Genomic DNA, 15288 nt, shown 5'->3' with positions numbered 1-15288 from the left:
ATCAAGAGCGGACGGTGGCGTCGTCTAGGCGCGTGACGTCGTGCCCTTCCTTGCCATGCGCACGGCCCACGTGGGACTCCGCGCGCATCCGTTCCACCATATGCGGGTAGTGCAGCTCGAATGCCGGGCGCTCCGAACGGATGCGGGGCAGCTCGGTGAAGTTGTGTCGCGGCGGCGGGCAACTGGTGGCCCATTCCAGCGAGTTGCCGTAACCCCACGGGTCGTCGACCGTCACCACCTCGCCGTAACGCCAGCTCTTGAACACGTTCCAGACGAACGGGATCATTCCGATGCCCAGGATGAACGCGCCGACCGTGGAGATGACGTTGAGGGTCTGGAAGTTGTCGGTGGGCAGGTAGTCGGCGTAGCGACGCGGCATGCCCTGGTCTCCAACCCAGTGCTGCACCAGGAAGGTGGTGTGAAAACCGATGAACGTCAGCCAGAAGTGCACCTTGCCCAGCCGCTCATCCAGCAGTCGTCCGGTCATCTTCGGGAACCAGAAGTACAAGCCGGCGAACGTGGAGAACACGATCGTGCCGAACAGCACGTAGTGGAAGTGCGCGACCACGAAGTAGCTGTCCGTGACGTGGAAGTCCAGCGGCGGGCTGGCCAGCAACACACCGCTGAGCCCGCCAAGCAGGAAGGTGACCGCGAAGCCGACCGAGAACAGCATGGGTGTCTCGAAAGTCAACTGCCCTCGCCACATGGTGCCGACCCAGTTGAAGAACTTGATGCCAGTGGGCACCGCGATCAGGAACGTCATGAACGAGAAGAACGGCAGCAGCACCGCGCCGGTGGCGAACATATGATGCGCCCACACCGCGACCGACAGCGCCGCGATCGACAGGGTGGCGTACACCAGCGTGGTGTAACCAAAGATCGGCTTACGCGAGAAGACCGGGAAAATCTCGGATACCACCCCGAAGAACGGCAGCGCCAGGATGTACACCTCGGGGTGACCGAAGAACCAGAACAGGTGCTGCCACAACAGGACGCCGCCATTAGCCGGGTCGTAGATGTGTGCGCCCAGGTGCCGGTCGGCGAACAATCCGAACAGCGCCGCGGTCAGCAGCGGGAACGCGATGAGCACCAAGATCGAGGTGACCAGGATGTTCCAGGTGAAGATCGGCATCCGGAACATCGTCATGCCGGGGGCGCGCATGCAGACCACGGTGGTGATCATGTTGACCGCGCCCAGGATGGTGCCCAGACCACCGACGGCAATGCCCATGATCCACAGGTCACCGCCGACACCGGGCGAGTGGATGGCGTCGGTCAACGGGGTGTAAGCCGTCCAGCCGAAGTCGGCCGCGCCACCGGGAGTGATGAAGCCAGCCATACCGATCGTGGCACCGAAGAGGAACAGCCAAAACGAGAAGGCGTTCAGCCGCGGGAACGCCACGTCGGGCGCGCCGATCTGTAGCGGCAGCACCAGGTTCGCGAAGCCGAACACGATCGGCGTCGCATAGAACAGCAGCATGATCGTGCCGTGCATGGTGAACAGCTGGTTGAACTGCTCGTTGGACAGGAATTGCAACCCGGGCGCGGCCAACTCAGTCCGCATCAGCAGCGCCAACAGGCCGCCGATCAAGAAAAAGATGAAGCACGCGACGCAGTACATAATGCCGATCAGCTTGTGATCGGTGGTGGTGATCAGCTTGTAGATCAGGTTCCCTTTGGGACCCGTCCGAGCCGGGTAGGGTCGGACGGCCTCGAGTTCTCCCCGAGGGGGCGCTTCGGCTGTCAACAGCTCCTCCAAACATCCATCCGGACAGGGGCGCACAACGATATGAGTCGAATCTTAGCCCCCGATCAGGTTCGCGGAAGGTCTGGTCCTACAAACTGTCGTAATTGCGTCCGTGCGCCGGTCCCAATGCCGCTTACTAGTGGAACGTGGCTGCGGCTTTCGGCGCGGATTCTCGCAGTGGCGTTACGCTCGCGGCAATGTTTTCGATCCGATGCGGCGGCCTCAGACTCCCCCTGGCCGCCCTGACCCTGGCGGCTATCGCGCTGACTTGCGTCGGCTGCGGCCCCGACAAACCCACGACCTCGCGGCCCCTGGTGACGCCCACCACCCAGATCGCCGGCGCCGGGGTGCTGGGCAACGACCGCAAGCCCGACGAGTCGTGCGCCAAGGACCCGGCAGCCCCCGATCCGGGTCCGGCCACCCGCCCGGCGCACAACGCCGCGGGCGTCTCCCCCGACACCGCGCAGGTGGCCGCCGACCCGCAACGCATCGTGGTTCTCTCCGGCGACCAGCTCGATGCGCTGTGCGCGCTTGGGCTGCAGTCCCGGGTGGTCGGCGCCGCGCTGGCCGACGGCACGCAGGGCCAACCGTCCTACCTGGGCAAAGTGCTGCACGACGTACCCGGGGTCGGCACCCGCACCTCGCCGGACCTCAACGCGATCGCCGCGGCCCATCCGGATCTGATCCTCGGTTCGGTGGCACTGACGCCGACTCTGTATACGCAGCTGGCGGCGATCGCGCCGACCGTGTTCACAGCGGCACCCGGCGCAGCCTGGCAGGACAACCTGCGTGCGATCGGCGCCGCGACGGCTCGGGGCGCCGCGGCGGACGCGCTGATCAACGGCTTCACCCAGCGGGCCACCGACGTCGGGACCAAGCACGACTCGGCCCACTTCCAGGTGTCGGTGGTCCAGCTGACGGCGACCACCCTGCGGGTGTACGGCGCCAACAACTTCCCCGCCAGTGTGCTGGCCGCGGTCAAAGTGGACCGGCCGGGACCGCAGCGATTCACCGACAAGCCCTACATCGAGTTCGGCGCCACCGATGCCGACCTGGCCAAAGACCCGGACCTCTCGGCGGCCGACGGCGACATCATCTATGTGTCGTGTGCCTCGCAGACGGCCACCGACCGCGCCGCCACCGTCCTAGACAGCGCTCCGTGGCGCAAGCTCGGCGCCAACCGCGACAACCGGGTGTTCGTCGTCAACGACGAGATCTGGCAGGCGGGACAGGGACTGATCGCCGCCCGCGGCATTGTCAACGATCTGCGCTGGGTCAACGCACCGATCAATTAAGCGCACCTGAGCAGGTCATAAGCTAGAACGTGACCGCGCCCACCTCCGCCGGACTGGCCCGAGAACGTTACCTTAGCTAAGCTTTTCTAGAGCGAACCATATCGAAAAGGGATTTTGACGATGAGCACTGTTTCCGCATATGCAGCAACCTCGGCAACCGAGCCGTTGACCAAGACCACCATCGAGCGCCGCGAACCGGGCCCGCACGACGTGGCCATCGACATCAAATTCGCCGGAATCTGTCACTCTGATATTCACACCGTCAAGGCAGAGTGGGGTGTCCCCAACTATCCAGTCGTCCCCGGCCACGAGATCGCCGGTGTGGTGAGCGCTGTCGGCTCGGAGGTAACCAAGCACAAGGTGGGCGACCACGTCGGCGTTGGCTGCATGGTGAACTCCTGCGGTCGATGCAGCAGCTGCAAAGCCGGACTCGAGCAGTACTGCAAGAACGGCGCCACCTTCACGTACAACTCCATCGACAAAGACGGCACCCCGACGCACGGCGGTTACAGCCAGGCCGTCGTCGTCGACGAGAACTTCGTCGTTCGCATCCCCGACTCGTTGCCGCTGGACAAGGCCGCGCCGCTGCTGTGCGCGGGCATCACCTTGTTCTCCCCGCTGCGGCATTGGAAAGCAGGTCCAGACACCCGGCTGGGGATCATCGGCCTTGGCGGCCTGGGCCACGTGGGGGTCAAACTAGGCGCGGCGATGGGCGCCAAAGTAACCGTGCTGTCGCAGTCGTTGAAGAAGATGGAAGACGGATTGCGGTTGGGCGCAAGCGATTACTTCGCCACCTCCGACCCCGACACCTTCAAGAAGCTGCGCAACGAGTTCGACCTGATCCTGAACACCGTCTCGGCCAACCTGGACCTCGGCCAGTACATGAGCCTGCTCGACATCGACGGCACCATGGTGGAACTCGGTATCCCCGAGCATCCGATGCAGGTACACGCCTTCGCGCTGGCATCAGCGCGGCGAAGCCTGTCCGGGTCGAACATCGGTGGGATCGCCGAGACCCAGGAGATGCTCGACTTCTGCGCCGAGCACAACGTGACGCCCGAAATCGAGGTTATCGAGGCAAATTACGTCAACGAAGCCTACGAGCGGGTGCTGGCCAGTGACGTGCGGTACCGCTTCGTCATCGACATCTCGACGCTGTAGTCAGGCTTGGGTCGCGGCGCGGATGCGTGCCGCGACCTCTTCAGCCGCCTCTCCGTCCTCGTCGCCCGGGATGACCTCGCTGACGTCGATACCCGCGAGCGGCCAGCCGACGGCGGCGAGAATGGCGGCCACCCGCCGCACGTTCTCCGGCCCGGGGTCCTTGCTGGTCAGCTCACTGATGGACGCGGCGATCTCGTCGCCGTCGATGACGCCGTCGGCGGCGGCGAGCGAATCCTTCGCGGTGAGATTGTTGATGACTTGTTCGATCTGGTCGTTGGTGAGCGGCGTGCTTCGCAGCAGTGCGAACAGTGGCACGCGGTCGGGGCCGGGGACGCCTTCGGGGTAGCCGGCCTGCAGCCAGCGGATCACGGATCGCAGGAAGTGCGGGTGATTGTCTGTCGTCACCCGACCAGTCTCACGAAGACAGCGCGGCTGCCGCCACCGGCGACGGCCGTACCCGGTGACAATTCATACGCCGTTCACCGCCCGAACACGTCGGGTTCTGCGACGCGGTCCCGCTGTCGGGGCTCGTCCCTATCATCGGCTCGTGCGCAGCACCGTCGTCGTTCCAATAGCCATAGGGCTGGTCCTTGGCATCATGCGGCACAGTATTGGAGCCGGGGCCGTCGCCTTCTACCTCGTCCTGCTGACCGAAGCGCTGTCCTGGTGCGTGGTGCGAGAATGGTCGCGCCGACGGGATTCCATGAGCACGATCGACGACATGGACGGCGTCGAGTTCGAGGATTACGTGGCCACCCGGCTAGCCCGCGCGGGCTGGGAAGTCAGGTTCACTTCGCAGGTCGGCGACTACGGTGTCGACCTGATCGCGGAGAAGGACCAACGTTGCGTGGCGATCCAATGCAAGCGGTACGGAAAACCTGTCGGCGTCGCCGCAGTGCAGCAGGTAGTCGCCGGCGCCCGCCACCACGGGTGCAGCCGGAGCATCGTGGTGAGCAATCAGGAATTCACCAATGCGGCAAAGCAATTGGCGTTCACCCATGGGTGCCAGCTGATCGGGCGCAGGGTACTGCAGAATTGGGTGCCGCCGCCCAGTTAGGCGACCCGAGCACGGTTGCCCGAACTTGGCGGCGATCACCACGGCTCCGATATCGCCAGCTGGCAAGTCGGCGGAAAACTCTCCATCGGCTTGCCCTTGGGCAATCACCCCGGCGAGCCGGGCACACATCCACTCGAACATCTCACGGCCGGCAAGAAGCTTTCAGCGGATCGAACCAAGACCTTCACCGACCCGCGGCTCTGCGCTGCGATAGTGGACCGCCTCACCTTCAGTGGCAGCATCACCGAGACTGGCGCCGCTGGCCTGCACTATTGCCACTTCGGCGGTGAGTACTCTGAGTCGGCGACCTTGTGTTCTTTGAAAAGCGGCTTGGTGCAGGCTGGCCAGTCCGTTCCGCCGTCATCGGGCATACCCTGGGTCGCGTATGCGGCGACGAACCCGCGCCTCTCCACTCCAACATTGGCCCGATAACGATTCTCGTAGTGGATCCGTGGGAAAGTGGCATTCACGTCGAGGTAGTTAGTCTGCCCTAGAAACGCCATCGTTAAGGCGTTATAGACGCGGGTGTCCACGAAGCTGTACACCGTCGCAGTCAAGGACAGGTTCGGGTGTACATACCCGGTCCCTCCCCAGTCGGACGTGTCGACCCGAATATCGTATGTAGACCCATCGACGGCGACATAGAGACCGCCGAAACTAGATATGGGGGATCCCATTCCGAAACCTTGCCAATCCGGTCCGCACCCTCGCACCTCAATCCTTCTTGGTGAGTTGATCAGTGCGTTAATCATTGCGCGTGACTCAGCAAACAGGACTTGATTAGTCAGGTTCGACGAGGCATAGACTGCCTTCTTGTAGTCCGAACCCATGTGGTGCTCGTTTTCCCACTCGAGGTTGGGGTCGCAGTTCACGGCGCTGTTGATGACCCTCACGAGCAGCTGTTGTTCAGCAGGCGACACGTTGAACAATGTGTCGGCGAAGACGAAAATCGACATCATCTCTCCTAGACGGTGGCATCAGTGGAATGGGCGGCCCGTGACTGTATGCCGACCGTGACGTCGGTGAGGCGTCCTCGCCCATCAAGCGTGTAGACGCATGGGGTTATGTAGGCGCCCACGCGACTGGAGATGTGTCCGTAAGGATCTGCCACGACCGGGATGTTCGCACCGTCGCGCGAAGCGATGACATCGACGGCACGCCCATCGGCTCCTTCGACGACGATGGCGGTAAGGGGCTCATCGGCTGGATAGTTGCACAAACTGCGCAACGTGTCCTCGCTGGCATGCTCGGCCGTCACAAATGCGACGCGTGATCCGCTCTCCGCGCGCTGCACAGGTATCGGCGGGCAGTTGCGTGCCGGCAGACTGATGTTGACGAAATCGCCGAGGTTGAACGGCCTGTAAATCCGCGCGAAAGAGGGTCGATTAGACGGCGCTAGCTGATCATCAAGCGCTTGTGCAAGATCGGTACCCGTGATTAGCCCAGAGTGGACCCACGTCGGCTCGCCGCGCGGATTGATTAGCCGCCACTGCGGGTCGTCGGTCGCGTGGCCGAAACCCAGATAACGAGACCAGCTATCCAGAGCGTCATGAAAGAAGAATGCGGCGGCTGGCAAGTCTGCGGCCGCGGCCTGGGCTCCCGCTGACCATTCGGGCGAGGTGTCGGCGCGCACTAGCACCACGGTGAGGCCTGCATCTGTTCGTGTGCACTGCGGCAGCGCTTCACGAAGAATTCCGCAAAGGTCCTCGTCTGAGCATCTTCGACCCACCATCACCACTAGACTGTTCCCCGAACCCGGGTTGTCCTCGGAGGGCGCGAGACGAATTAGCACATTGTCCCTGGTCGGCGGCTTTGCCTCTGCAGGAGTCCATGTAGCACGAAGGTAGGGCTGTCCGCTGGCGGCATGCGAAACGATACCGCCCAATCCAAACACTTCACAGTGAATGACGCTGGACACCGGCGTGAACGTGCCTGTGATGTCATCAATGTGACGCCCCCGAATCTGCAGGCAAACCCGTCCCGGCCCGTCGACACCCGGCAGATGCCGTTCGGCCACAACAGCTCGCCCAAACTGAGTGAAATCCAGCGCGGGTCGGCGCAGGTCGAACACGTGCGTGTAGGTGGCCGATCCACCCGCGTCGGGGCCGGCTAACAGTGAGCCAGTCAACGGCTGCCAGGTCCATGCGAAGCTATCTACCCGCCCCCCAGGAATCCAGGAATCGAACGCGGTAAAACCGTCACCGGCAGCGTTGATCGCAAATCTCACAACAGGGGGGCGCCGGCTAGTCAGCTGAATCTGCCCACGCAGAATGAATCCTTCAGGTTCGAAACAACTTGTCTCAACAGCAATTTGGACCTTTGGATCCAAAGCTCGCAGTTGACCTTCTAGCTTCTGACGCATCGATGTCGAAGCCAATGCGCTGAGGCTGGTAGCGACCTCGGCGAGCAATGGTTTCAGCTGTGTATTCAGTTGCTGGGAAAGCGCTTTGCGAACCGCGTCACGCATTTTTCCTGCGTACGGTCCGTTATAGGACACTACGATCAGCGGTGCTCCGGCTAGACTGACCGCAAAGCTTAATCCAGCAGCGTCACTGACGATCATCACCGTCTGGCTCACTGTGAACGTCATTGCCAGGTCACCAAGATGTAAAGACCCAATGTTGTAGACGCCGCTCCGGTGGAGGCGCGATGACCAGCCATGGCCGTTAGCTGTCAGCTTTACAAAGCCGACTCCCCCGGAGGGAGGCAACCACTCGCTACCGACGGCATCAATCCGTGCGTGATAGTCGATGGTGAGCCCACCGCCGATTCCGGCATCACCAGAGATCCGGGTGTCTTGCTGATAGCCAACAAGTCCCGAGTCGGCCAAACGATCCTCGACGCAACCCATAATGTAGTCCTTGCTCACTGCACAGGCGAAGTCGTAGCCATCGAGGAACCTAGTGGTGATGCTCTGCAGATTCCCGACCGGCGCCGCCCCGTGAGGATCAAATGGGAACGCGATACACGAAAGTCCAACCGAGGTCCCGCCAGAAAGAAGTAGCCAGCGCCGAAACTCGACGGCGACGCGCTGTGGTTGCGGTTGCAGTTCAGTGGCCAGCAGGCGCGCAATGTGTTTGGTCACTTTCGTTTTGATCGCGTCGTCGAGGGCAGCGCCCACCGCGCCGAGCAGACCACTGTCAAGGTAGGCGGTACCGGTGAATGTAACGCTATTGCGGTCGGCCTTCAGCCACAGGTAATCATCGGCGATTCCTTCCCAGCCCGGACACTGTCCATCGACCCGAGCGAGCCGATACTTAGCTCGCACGGTGCCGTGCACAACGTCGGCGATCGGTTCTGAATAGGGATCTTTGCGGTACCGGGCGCGAATGCCCATCTCGACCCAAATATGATCGGTTGCGGCATTGTCAAACAACACTGTTGGACACCCGATCTGGACCCTCACCGAGCCGCGTTCACGAGCACCCTTCGAGCTATCACCGACACGAAGAACGCAATCATGGGCAATGCTGGGGACAGTGTTATCACTGAATGCGTTCTGATGCATCGAGGCGCAGAGTCGGTTAACTGCCCCATCGCTAACCTGAACAACCCCGCGGAAATCGCCCGTCAAAGCATTCACGCTCAGCCCCTCCCATGAAGTTGATTCAAATATGAGAGCCCGCGGGAGCTACCAGAGTCAACACCCAACAGCGTCCTGACCCCGACGGACCAGTTATCGGGCTCCGCGTATCGCAATAACAGAAGGGGAACTCGATAAGCGGTGAAATTGCCCGTTGGCATGACTCGGGCTGTTTCGCTTATTAGCAATCCGCCGCCGACTTGCGTATACGGCTTGATGGCAATATCCCCCGTCCTCCGAAGCCACCATCTGCAACTTCGCGCGTCGCGGTCAAGAAGGATGCCGACGGCGTTGGACATGTCGAGAGGCCTCGACGGTCCGCCGCGGCCGCCTGGCAAGCGCCGCGCACTGAGCGTCCGGGATGGTGTGAACTTCGCACTCCCAGCAAATTGCCACGGGACTCTGTGCTTTCTGTTCTACTTGTCCTAGCAACTACAGCAGCGACACCGGGTGTGCGCAGAGACACGATGTTGCGGGGAACCATGGCGGAATCGAGGACCGCGGTCGTAGTCGTCCACAGGATGGGCAGCCAACGATCCGCGGCACGCGCTGCTGGCGCCTATCTCATCACCGTCCCCTCTCAGCCTGGAAAGCAGCTCGACGGCGACTACATCACCACCACCCTCGACGATGAAGTTCTTACTAACTGGGCACAGTCAGTCGGCCACCTCACTCGATGAACAATCACGGGGTGAGGCGAAAGCCCGGACGTCTAAACCACGGCGCCGGTTACAGCCAGGATCGTCCTTGCTACGAGGTCGGGGTCGTCGATCATGGGATTGTGTCCGACGCCGGGAAGGACCATCCAGGAGGCGCCGGGCAATAGGTCGCGCGCCATCCTGCCGTAGGGCTCGGCGGGGACCATGCGATCAACCTCGGACCACGCCAGAGTGATTGGGCACGGCAGGGTTTCGGGTGGTGGTGCAACTTCGGTCGATGCCGCCAAATCGCTCATAATCGTGCAACCGATGGGATCGGTGAAGTAGTACTCCAGCGCATGGGATGGGCTCAGGCGTTCACCGTGACAGACGAAGTTGCGCAGGACAGCCCGACGCCCTGCCGCCGACTTGAGCAACAGAGGCGCAACCGGATTCAGGATGCGGAGAACCTTTATTCCCCACTGAATTTGGTTGTTGACTCGTCGTGCAGCCGAGCTGGTGTTGTCCGCCCAGCGGAGCTAAATCCGCTTCTGCCTCGGTGGGCGCAACCCTCAATCTTGCGAAGTTGTACGCGCGCCGACGACTGCGACGCTGAGGAGCGCCTGCACGGCGTTCTCGTGATCACGGCACGCTTACGCAGTAGGTCCAAGTCGGCCACCCGTAGGCCGATGACCTCACCGTCCGCGCATTCCGGTGTAGGCCCCCAACAGCACGAGTGTGCTGCACTCCCCCGCGTCGGCTAGGTCGTCGACATGCTGATGAGTCAGGTACACCGGTTGTCCGGTGGGCGGTACCAAACCCGGCAGCGCTTGCCTTGCTTGGCCTCGCAGCAAAGATGCGACCACACCGTCAACAACAAGCGGCTAGATCGTTGACTGACTAGAACTTCGGCTCAATCATTAGGCCTCCCGAACTAGACATTTAGAAGTCCCAGTCCTCATCCTCGGTGACCACGGCCTTGCCGATCACGTACGACGACCCCGACCCCGAGAAGAAGTCGTGGTTCTGGGCAGCTACCTGGTCAGGAGGGTGCAAATGGCCCTCGCCTGCAAAGACACCCACCTGCTGACACCTGCAGATACCTGTAACTACCTCGCAAATGTGGGCAAAATGTGGGCACGGAATCGGTGGCCCGGACAGAGATCCCAGACTCCGGCCTTTGACACTAAGGTGGTCAGCCCTACCCCGTGGTTACCTTCCCAGACAGGGCCAGGATCCATTTGGAAGGGAACAACAGCCTGCGGAACGCAGCGTGAGCCTGTGCTCGACCAGCATCACCCAGTGCAAGTCGTAGCGGCCTAGCACGAGCATGACCCGGCGGTGCCGTTGTCGATCTACAGCGACGCCCAAAGCCGACGAACTGCGCGAGGCTGGCGCGCCAATGTTCGGCTGACCCAGTTGGGCCACTGCTGCGCGTGAATAGCTCGGCTCGTCGGTTCCGCGTTGCAGAATGAGAGTGTGTCCAGTCCACCGCGCGTGTTCATGTCTTATTCACACGATGATGACGAGCACAGGGATTGGGTCCTACAACTCGCCTACAGGTTGCGCGGCAACGGTGTTGACGTCTGCCTCGACCGATGGGACGTTGCGCTGGGCGGCAACCTGGCGCACTTCATGGAGCGCGCCGCCGACGATGCATGTCGCGTGATCGCCGTGGTATCTGAGAAGTACAGCAAGAAGTGCAACGACCGTAGTGGCGGGGCCGGGGTCGAAGCGCAGATGTTGTCAGCCAGGCTCTACGCCGAATTGGATTCCAACACCGTCATACCCATCATCAGAAACAACCCTGATGCGGCGTTGCCTGCATTTCTCAGCGGGCGACTCTGGCAGGACTTCCGAGATGCCACCACGCAGGAAACCGCATACGAAAGACTCTTGCGCGACATCCACGGAGTGGCGGTTGACGCCGTGCCGCCGATCGGACCGAATCCGTTCGAGGGACGAACCGAGACCGAGGCGAAGTTGGCAATCAGAAACTCACCCGAACGATGGCACAGTCCTGCGTTCCAGGGTGACGTTGAGTTTGTGGCTTCACAGAACAGCGGCAACTACAGTATCGGGTCCGGCGAATCGCAGTTCACGCTGAACATCGACTGGCTCCGCACCCAGGTCCGCGCGTATCGCGATCCGGGCGACATCGCCCACGTTGCCGTCATCACTAGAGCGCGGGAACGGACCGACCTGCTCGCGGGCGTGTCTCAGTTCGACACAAGCAACCGGGTCGTATATGCCAGCATCGGCGACGCCTTTGTACTCCACAACCGCAACGGGTTCTGGGCCCTCCTGTATGTCGACAAGCTCTACACGCGCGTTGGACACCTCAATCGCGAGGATCTAGTCGATTTCCGGTACGCCATACAACCCAACCGAACCCCTGATTTCAGCGGGTTCGTCTTCCCTCATACCGACGCCTGAGCACTGGCGTACCCGGCTTCAATCGTTGAGGAACAGGGTCGCGAGAATGTCATCTCTTGGACACGTTATCGGGCCGTTCACCATGCCGGAGACGCATTCTCCCCCGTCGGGCCAAGATCTTGTCCGCGCACCGGTCGACACGAGCGATCAGGGACGGGTTCGTCGGGGGCGAAAGTAGTATGCACGGTGTCGTTGAGGTGCGGATGGGCACGAACAAGATTGTCGTCGATCTCGAACTTTGCGGATAGCAATTTCTTCTCGACAGCCCCCAAAGTCAGTTTCTGGTCTCCGACTTCAACGATTAGAGGATCGATCAACCCGACCAGATAGTGACCAGTTGTGTCGATCTCGACTCCGGGTTCCAGTGGAAAGCTGATGTCGACCCACTTGCTCACGACGGTGTGACCGTTGATCAGAGCTGCAGCCTCCGCGATCACCCTCGCGTCCCGGGTCGTAATTGCGGCCAGCTCAGGCACCAATATCGGTGTGGCGGTGCGCGTTTGGATCGTCACAAGATCTCGAACGTATCGCAAGACTGATTGCGGGATCAGGGCTTGGTCACCGGGGACGGCATGAAAATCAAGGAACGGCCCGTACCTCTCGGCTGCCTGTATTACGTTCGGACTCCGCAGATCTGCGGCGAACTCCAAACTCGGAAGTACTTTGGCGGCCTCAGCGCCCATGAGCCCAGCGTGCCGAAATCCCGTCGTCACACGTTGGGTATCTACGTCGAGGGTATTCTCATAAGTCAGAAATCCTGACTCGTCGGTGCCGTGAGCCCAGAGACCCGCCTCCTCGGGACCGGTTGTCGCTGACATTGCGAATAGCAACTCTTGCCCAGCAGTCCCCTCGGGTGTGCGGATACGGAGCCGAAGCTCGTAACTGCTCCCGATCGGATGGATCAAAATCCGGGATGCCTTGCCAGACAGTGCGCTTCCGAGGCCGCCAGGAAGGTCAGCTTCGATCTCGACAGGTGCGGTCAGTGGCTTACCGTACTTGCGCCACTCGTCAAACGCGTCTCGGTCAAAAGCGGGTGCGTCGAACGAGAATTTCAGACTAATTGGAACTGGTCGTTCATTCAGCGACTCCGAGAACCGCGCATATATACGAAAGGTCAATGTCTGCCCGTCGGGCTGGATCTCCTGCGTAGCAGCAACGAGGTGGGGCTCCTCGGTAATTTCCGGAGGAGCTGGGTCGAAGCTGACGCCGTAACGGAAGTGAGGATCTGTGTCGAGCACTTCTTGGAGCCGCAAGAGGTGATCTCGTACCTCAACGGGCGTCAAGAGCGCCGCTGTTGACCCTTGTTCAGGTGCAGGGAGCAAGCGATCGGTTTGGAGAATCGGTCCTACCACGGCCAGGGCAGACCTGAGGCGTTGCTCGCCACCGTGGAGGTAGTAGTCGATCACGTAGGGGTACTTGCCTGCCAAGGTCTCGCAGAAGGGACGCCCTTCCCATTTGATGATCCGACCCGGGGCATTGCGCCATTCAGCAATCTTCACCTTTTCGTCGTCGGTGAGCAGCGGCTCGCCTGTCTTCTTGTCCTTCTCCTCGAACATCGCCGCGATGACGACATCGGGCATCGCGACGAACCAGTCCAACAGGTTGTCGACGGTCGGGTCGACGGGCATCACCAGGTACCAATCCGCTAGAGGCACCCCTCGCTGCACGAACCCGATCAGTAGCCGCCGGAAGGACTCCTCGACCTGCTTCTTCTGGCTGGGCGACAAGGTGCTGGCAAACCGCTTGATCTGATACACATCGAACACCTCGGGTGCGCCTGCCACCGGTGTCACGACATCAATGCCGAAATCACCGCGCGAGGGTCTCACCCGAGTCGCCAACGGATGCTCGCTATAAATCAAGTTGGCCAGGACCGTCTCTGCCTCATCACCGCCAAGTTCTGTCCACTCCACACGCGACACCTGGCCATTGTCCGCCACACTGCTGTCGCCTTAACTGAGCACCACAGTTCACGTCGAGCACGGCGTTGCGAGCCGGACAAGAATCGATGTGTTGACCGCCATCTGCCACAACGGGTGAGACGACACACAGTGGCGGGGAGATTATCCGGTGGTCGGCACCGTCAGCGTGGATCAAGATGAGACATAGCAGGTGCCCAGTCCCAGCAGACTGTCGCGGGCGGTGCCCATTGTCCTCTCGCGGCAGCCCAATCACTCGCAGAGCTGAAGGCCCGTCCCGCAACTACGGTGTAGGTCTGCGTCGCTGGGTGCCGGGTGTTGCTTGAAAAGCGATCGACAAGTAGGCCAGTAGCATCGTGCTCACCCAAGCGTCCATGAGGAGGGTTGGTCAGTGCCGTACGACGAGGGGGTGTCGGACTGGCGGCTTTACTCAGCCGAGCAGAGCGTTGGTCACGACCGGGTGCTCACCATCGAGGAGTGTGAGGCGCTGGTCGACGAGGCCGTCGCCAGCGAGTGGTTCAAGGACTGGTTTCCGGACACCCCGCCAATCAGGGTGGTTCTTGGCGGTGGCGACTGGTCCGAGCAGAACGCTGGCTACTCGTTCGCGCAAGCGTCCGGGCAGGGCTACGTGGTGCGGGCGATCGAGTGGGTGATCTCCATGCATCCGAGGATGCTGTCGGCTCGCGTCCTTCTCCACGAATTGGCCCACTGCGTCCAACCCGTCTACATCGCCGAGGAATTGACTCAGTACTCCGACTTCCCACTGGAATACGCCCGCCGCAAGCACAGGAAGCACGGCGCGTTCTTCGCGGCCACGATGTCGGTGATCACCGACAATATGCTGCCCGGTGACGAAGGCCAGCTGGCAGATGCCTACGACTTCTTCGAGGCTCCGTGCGCAACTTATGACGAACTCCGGGAGCAGTTGGTGGCCCAGCCCGAGATCATCGACGCGCAGGAGGCCATGTACGACGAGATGGTCCGGGAGAGCAGGGAGCGGGACGAGGAGTACAGGACCGAGTTCGGTAAGTGCCCCGAGATACGCATCCCACAGATCCCCTGGGGCTGGACGCTTCTCGATCTCCGGCGGCAGTATCACCGACGGGCGGGCGGGCGGTTGGTATCGCAAGAGCGGCTGGCTGAGGAGATCCGAAAGGTCACGCCATGCACAACGCGGCAGATCCGAGCCATCGAGCAAGCGCGCAAACGTCCCGACGACCCCGCCCTGCTGAAGATCGCGATGCTGATCACCATCTACGTCGGCCTAGACCCGATCTGGACCCGATACAACATGCTTCTCACCCGATGGGGTTGCGGGAGCATCACATTGAAGGAGGCTCGGTTGCTCAATCCGGGCTGGGCGAAGCTCGTCAGCAAGATGAACAAGCAGCTGCGTGAACGGCCTCCGCGCTGGAAGGTCGCGGGCGACCGGTAGTCGTCGCGCTCGCGGCT

At 61.6% G+C, this 15288-nt stretch carries 12 protein-coding genes and 2 pseudogenes; 6 read left to right on the top strand and 8 right to left on the bottom strand.

Annotation, left to right across the window (positions count from 1 at the left end):
• Position 1: 1 nt before the first annotated feature.
• Positions 2-1747 (bottom strand): aa3-type cytochrome oxidase subunit I, encoded by a 1746-nt coding sequence (gene ctaD, locus H0P51_RS09020; RefSeq protein ID WP_180917593.1) that lies wholly within the window; start codon positions 1745-1747, stop codon positions 2-4.
• Positions 1748-1953: 206 nt separating this feature from the next.
• Between ctaD and H0P51_RS09015 the strand changes: the two genes are divergently transcribed.
• Together H0P51_RS09015 and H0P51_RS09010 are read left to right on the top strand one after the other, a co-directional pair.
• Positions 1954-3042 (top strand): iron-siderophore ABC transporter substrate-binding protein, encoded by a 1089-nt coding sequence (locus H0P51_RS09015; RefSeq protein ID WP_425489033.1) that lies wholly within the window; start codon positions 1954-1956, stop codon positions 3040-3042.
• Positions 3043-3162: 120 nt separating this feature from the next.
• The gene (locus tag H0P51_RS09010; RefSeq protein ID WP_180917591.1) at positions 3163-4203 is read left to right on the top strand and encodes an NAD(P)-dependent alcohol dehydrogenase; all 1041 of its coding nucleotides are present in this window, start codon (positions 3163-3165) and stop codon (positions 4201-4203) included.
• Here H0P51_RS09010 and H0P51_RS09005 read toward each other — a convergent pair whose 3' ends face one another.
• A complete protein-coding gene (locus tag H0P51_RS09005; protein ID WP_246398517.1) occupies positions 4204-4608 on the bottom strand; it encodes a DUF3349 domain-containing protein in 405 nt (134 codons plus the stop codon).
• A 142-nt stretch (positions 4609-4750) separates the two neighbouring features.
• Between H0P51_RS09005 and H0P51_RS09000 the strand changes: the two genes are divergently transcribed.
• Positions 4751-5260: a restriction endonuclease gene (locus H0P51_RS09000; protein WP_246398515.1), complete on the top strand. Its 510-nt coding sequence runs from the start codon at positions 4751-4753 to the stop codon at positions 5258-5260.
• Positions 5261-5434: 174 nt separating this feature from the next.
• Positions 5435-5519, top strand: a pseudogene (locus H0P51_RS28230) (IS21-like element helper ATPase IstB); the annotation flags it as partial.
• Between the two features lie 10 nt (positions 5520-5529).
• Here H0P51_RS28230 and H0P51_RS08995 read toward each other — a convergent pair.
• The 5 genes and pseudogenes from H0P51_RS08995 to H0P51_RS08975 all read right to left on the bottom strand — a co-directional run.
• A complete protein-coding gene (locus tag H0P51_RS08995) occupies positions 5530-6216 on the bottom strand; it encodes a type 1 glutamine amidotransferase family protein (RefSeq protein ID WP_180917590.1) in 687 nt (228 codons plus the stop codon).
• A gap of 8 nt (positions 6217-6224) precedes the next feature.
• Entirely contained in the window at positions 6225-8639 is a 2415-nt protein-coding gene (locus tag H0P51_RS08990) for a hypothetical protein (RefSeq protein ID WP_180917589.1), read from the bottom strand.
• 916 nt (positions 8640-9555) lie between these two features.
• Positions 9556-9798, bottom strand: coding sequence for an alpha/beta fold hydrolase (locus H0P51_RS08985; protein WP_180917588.1), 243 nt, complete (start codon positions 9796-9798; stop codon positions 9556-9558).
• Between the two features lie 378 nt (positions 9799-10176).
• Positions 10177-10347, bottom strand: coding sequence for a hypothetical protein (locus tag H0P51_RS08980; RefSeq protein ID WP_180917587.1), 171 nt, complete (start codon positions 10345-10347; stop codon positions 10177-10179).
• Between the two features lie 76 nt (positions 10348-10423).
• A pseudogene (locus H0P51_RS08975) lies at positions 10424-10516 on the bottom strand (hypothetical protein); the annotation flags it as partial.
• 468 nt (positions 10517-10984) lie between these two features.
• Here H0P51_RS08975 and H0P51_RS08970 point away from each other — a divergent pair.
• Entirely contained in the window at positions 10985-11917 is a 933-nt protein-coding gene (locus H0P51_RS08970; RefSeq protein WP_246398758.1) for a toll/interleukin-1 receptor domain-containing protein, read from the top strand.
• Positions 11918-11994: 77 nt separating this feature from the next.
• Here the strand turns inward: H0P51_RS08970 and H0P51_RS08965 are convergent, their stop codons facing one another.
• A complete protein-coding gene (locus tag H0P51_RS08965) occupies positions 11995-13839 on the bottom strand; it encodes a hypothetical protein (protein ID WP_180917585.1) in 1845 nt (614 codons plus the stop codon).
• Between the two features lie 388 nt (positions 13840-14227).
• Between H0P51_RS08965 and H0P51_RS08960 the strand changes: the two genes are divergently transcribed.
• On the top strand, positions 14228-15271 hold the full coding sequence (locus tag H0P51_RS08960; protein WP_180917584.1) for a hypothetical protein: 1044 nt from the start codon (positions 14228-14230) through the stop codon (positions 15269-15271).
• The last annotated feature ends 17 nt before the right edge of the window (positions 15272-15288 follow it).

The sequence above is a fragment of the Mycobacterium vicinigordonae genome (genome assembly GCF_013466425.1).
Lineage (GTDB): Bacteria > Actinomycetota > Actinomycetes > Mycobacteriales > Mycobacteriaceae > Mycobacterium > Mycobacterium vicinigordonae.
This window is presented reverse-complemented; position numbering and strand designations above follow the sequence as displayed.

Excerpts from the sequence above, each read along its gene's own strand:
- H0P51_RS09010 (WP_180917591.1), top strand. The coding sequence starts at position 3,163 with ATGAGCACTGTTTCCGCATATGCAGCAACCTCGGCAACCGAGCCGTTG.
- H0P51_RS08995 (WP_180917590.1), bottom strand. The coding sequence starts at position 6,216 with ATGTCGATTTTCGTCTTCGCCGACACATTGTTCAACGTGTCGCCTGCT.
- H0P51_RS08985 (WP_180917588.1), bottom strand. The coding sequence starts at position 9,798 with ATGAGCGATTTGGCGGCATCGACCGAAGTTGCACCACCACCCGAAACC.
- H0P51_RS08970 (WP_246398758.1), top strand. The coding sequence starts at position 10,985 with ATGTCTTATTCACACGATGATGACGAGCACAGGGATTGGGTCCTACAA.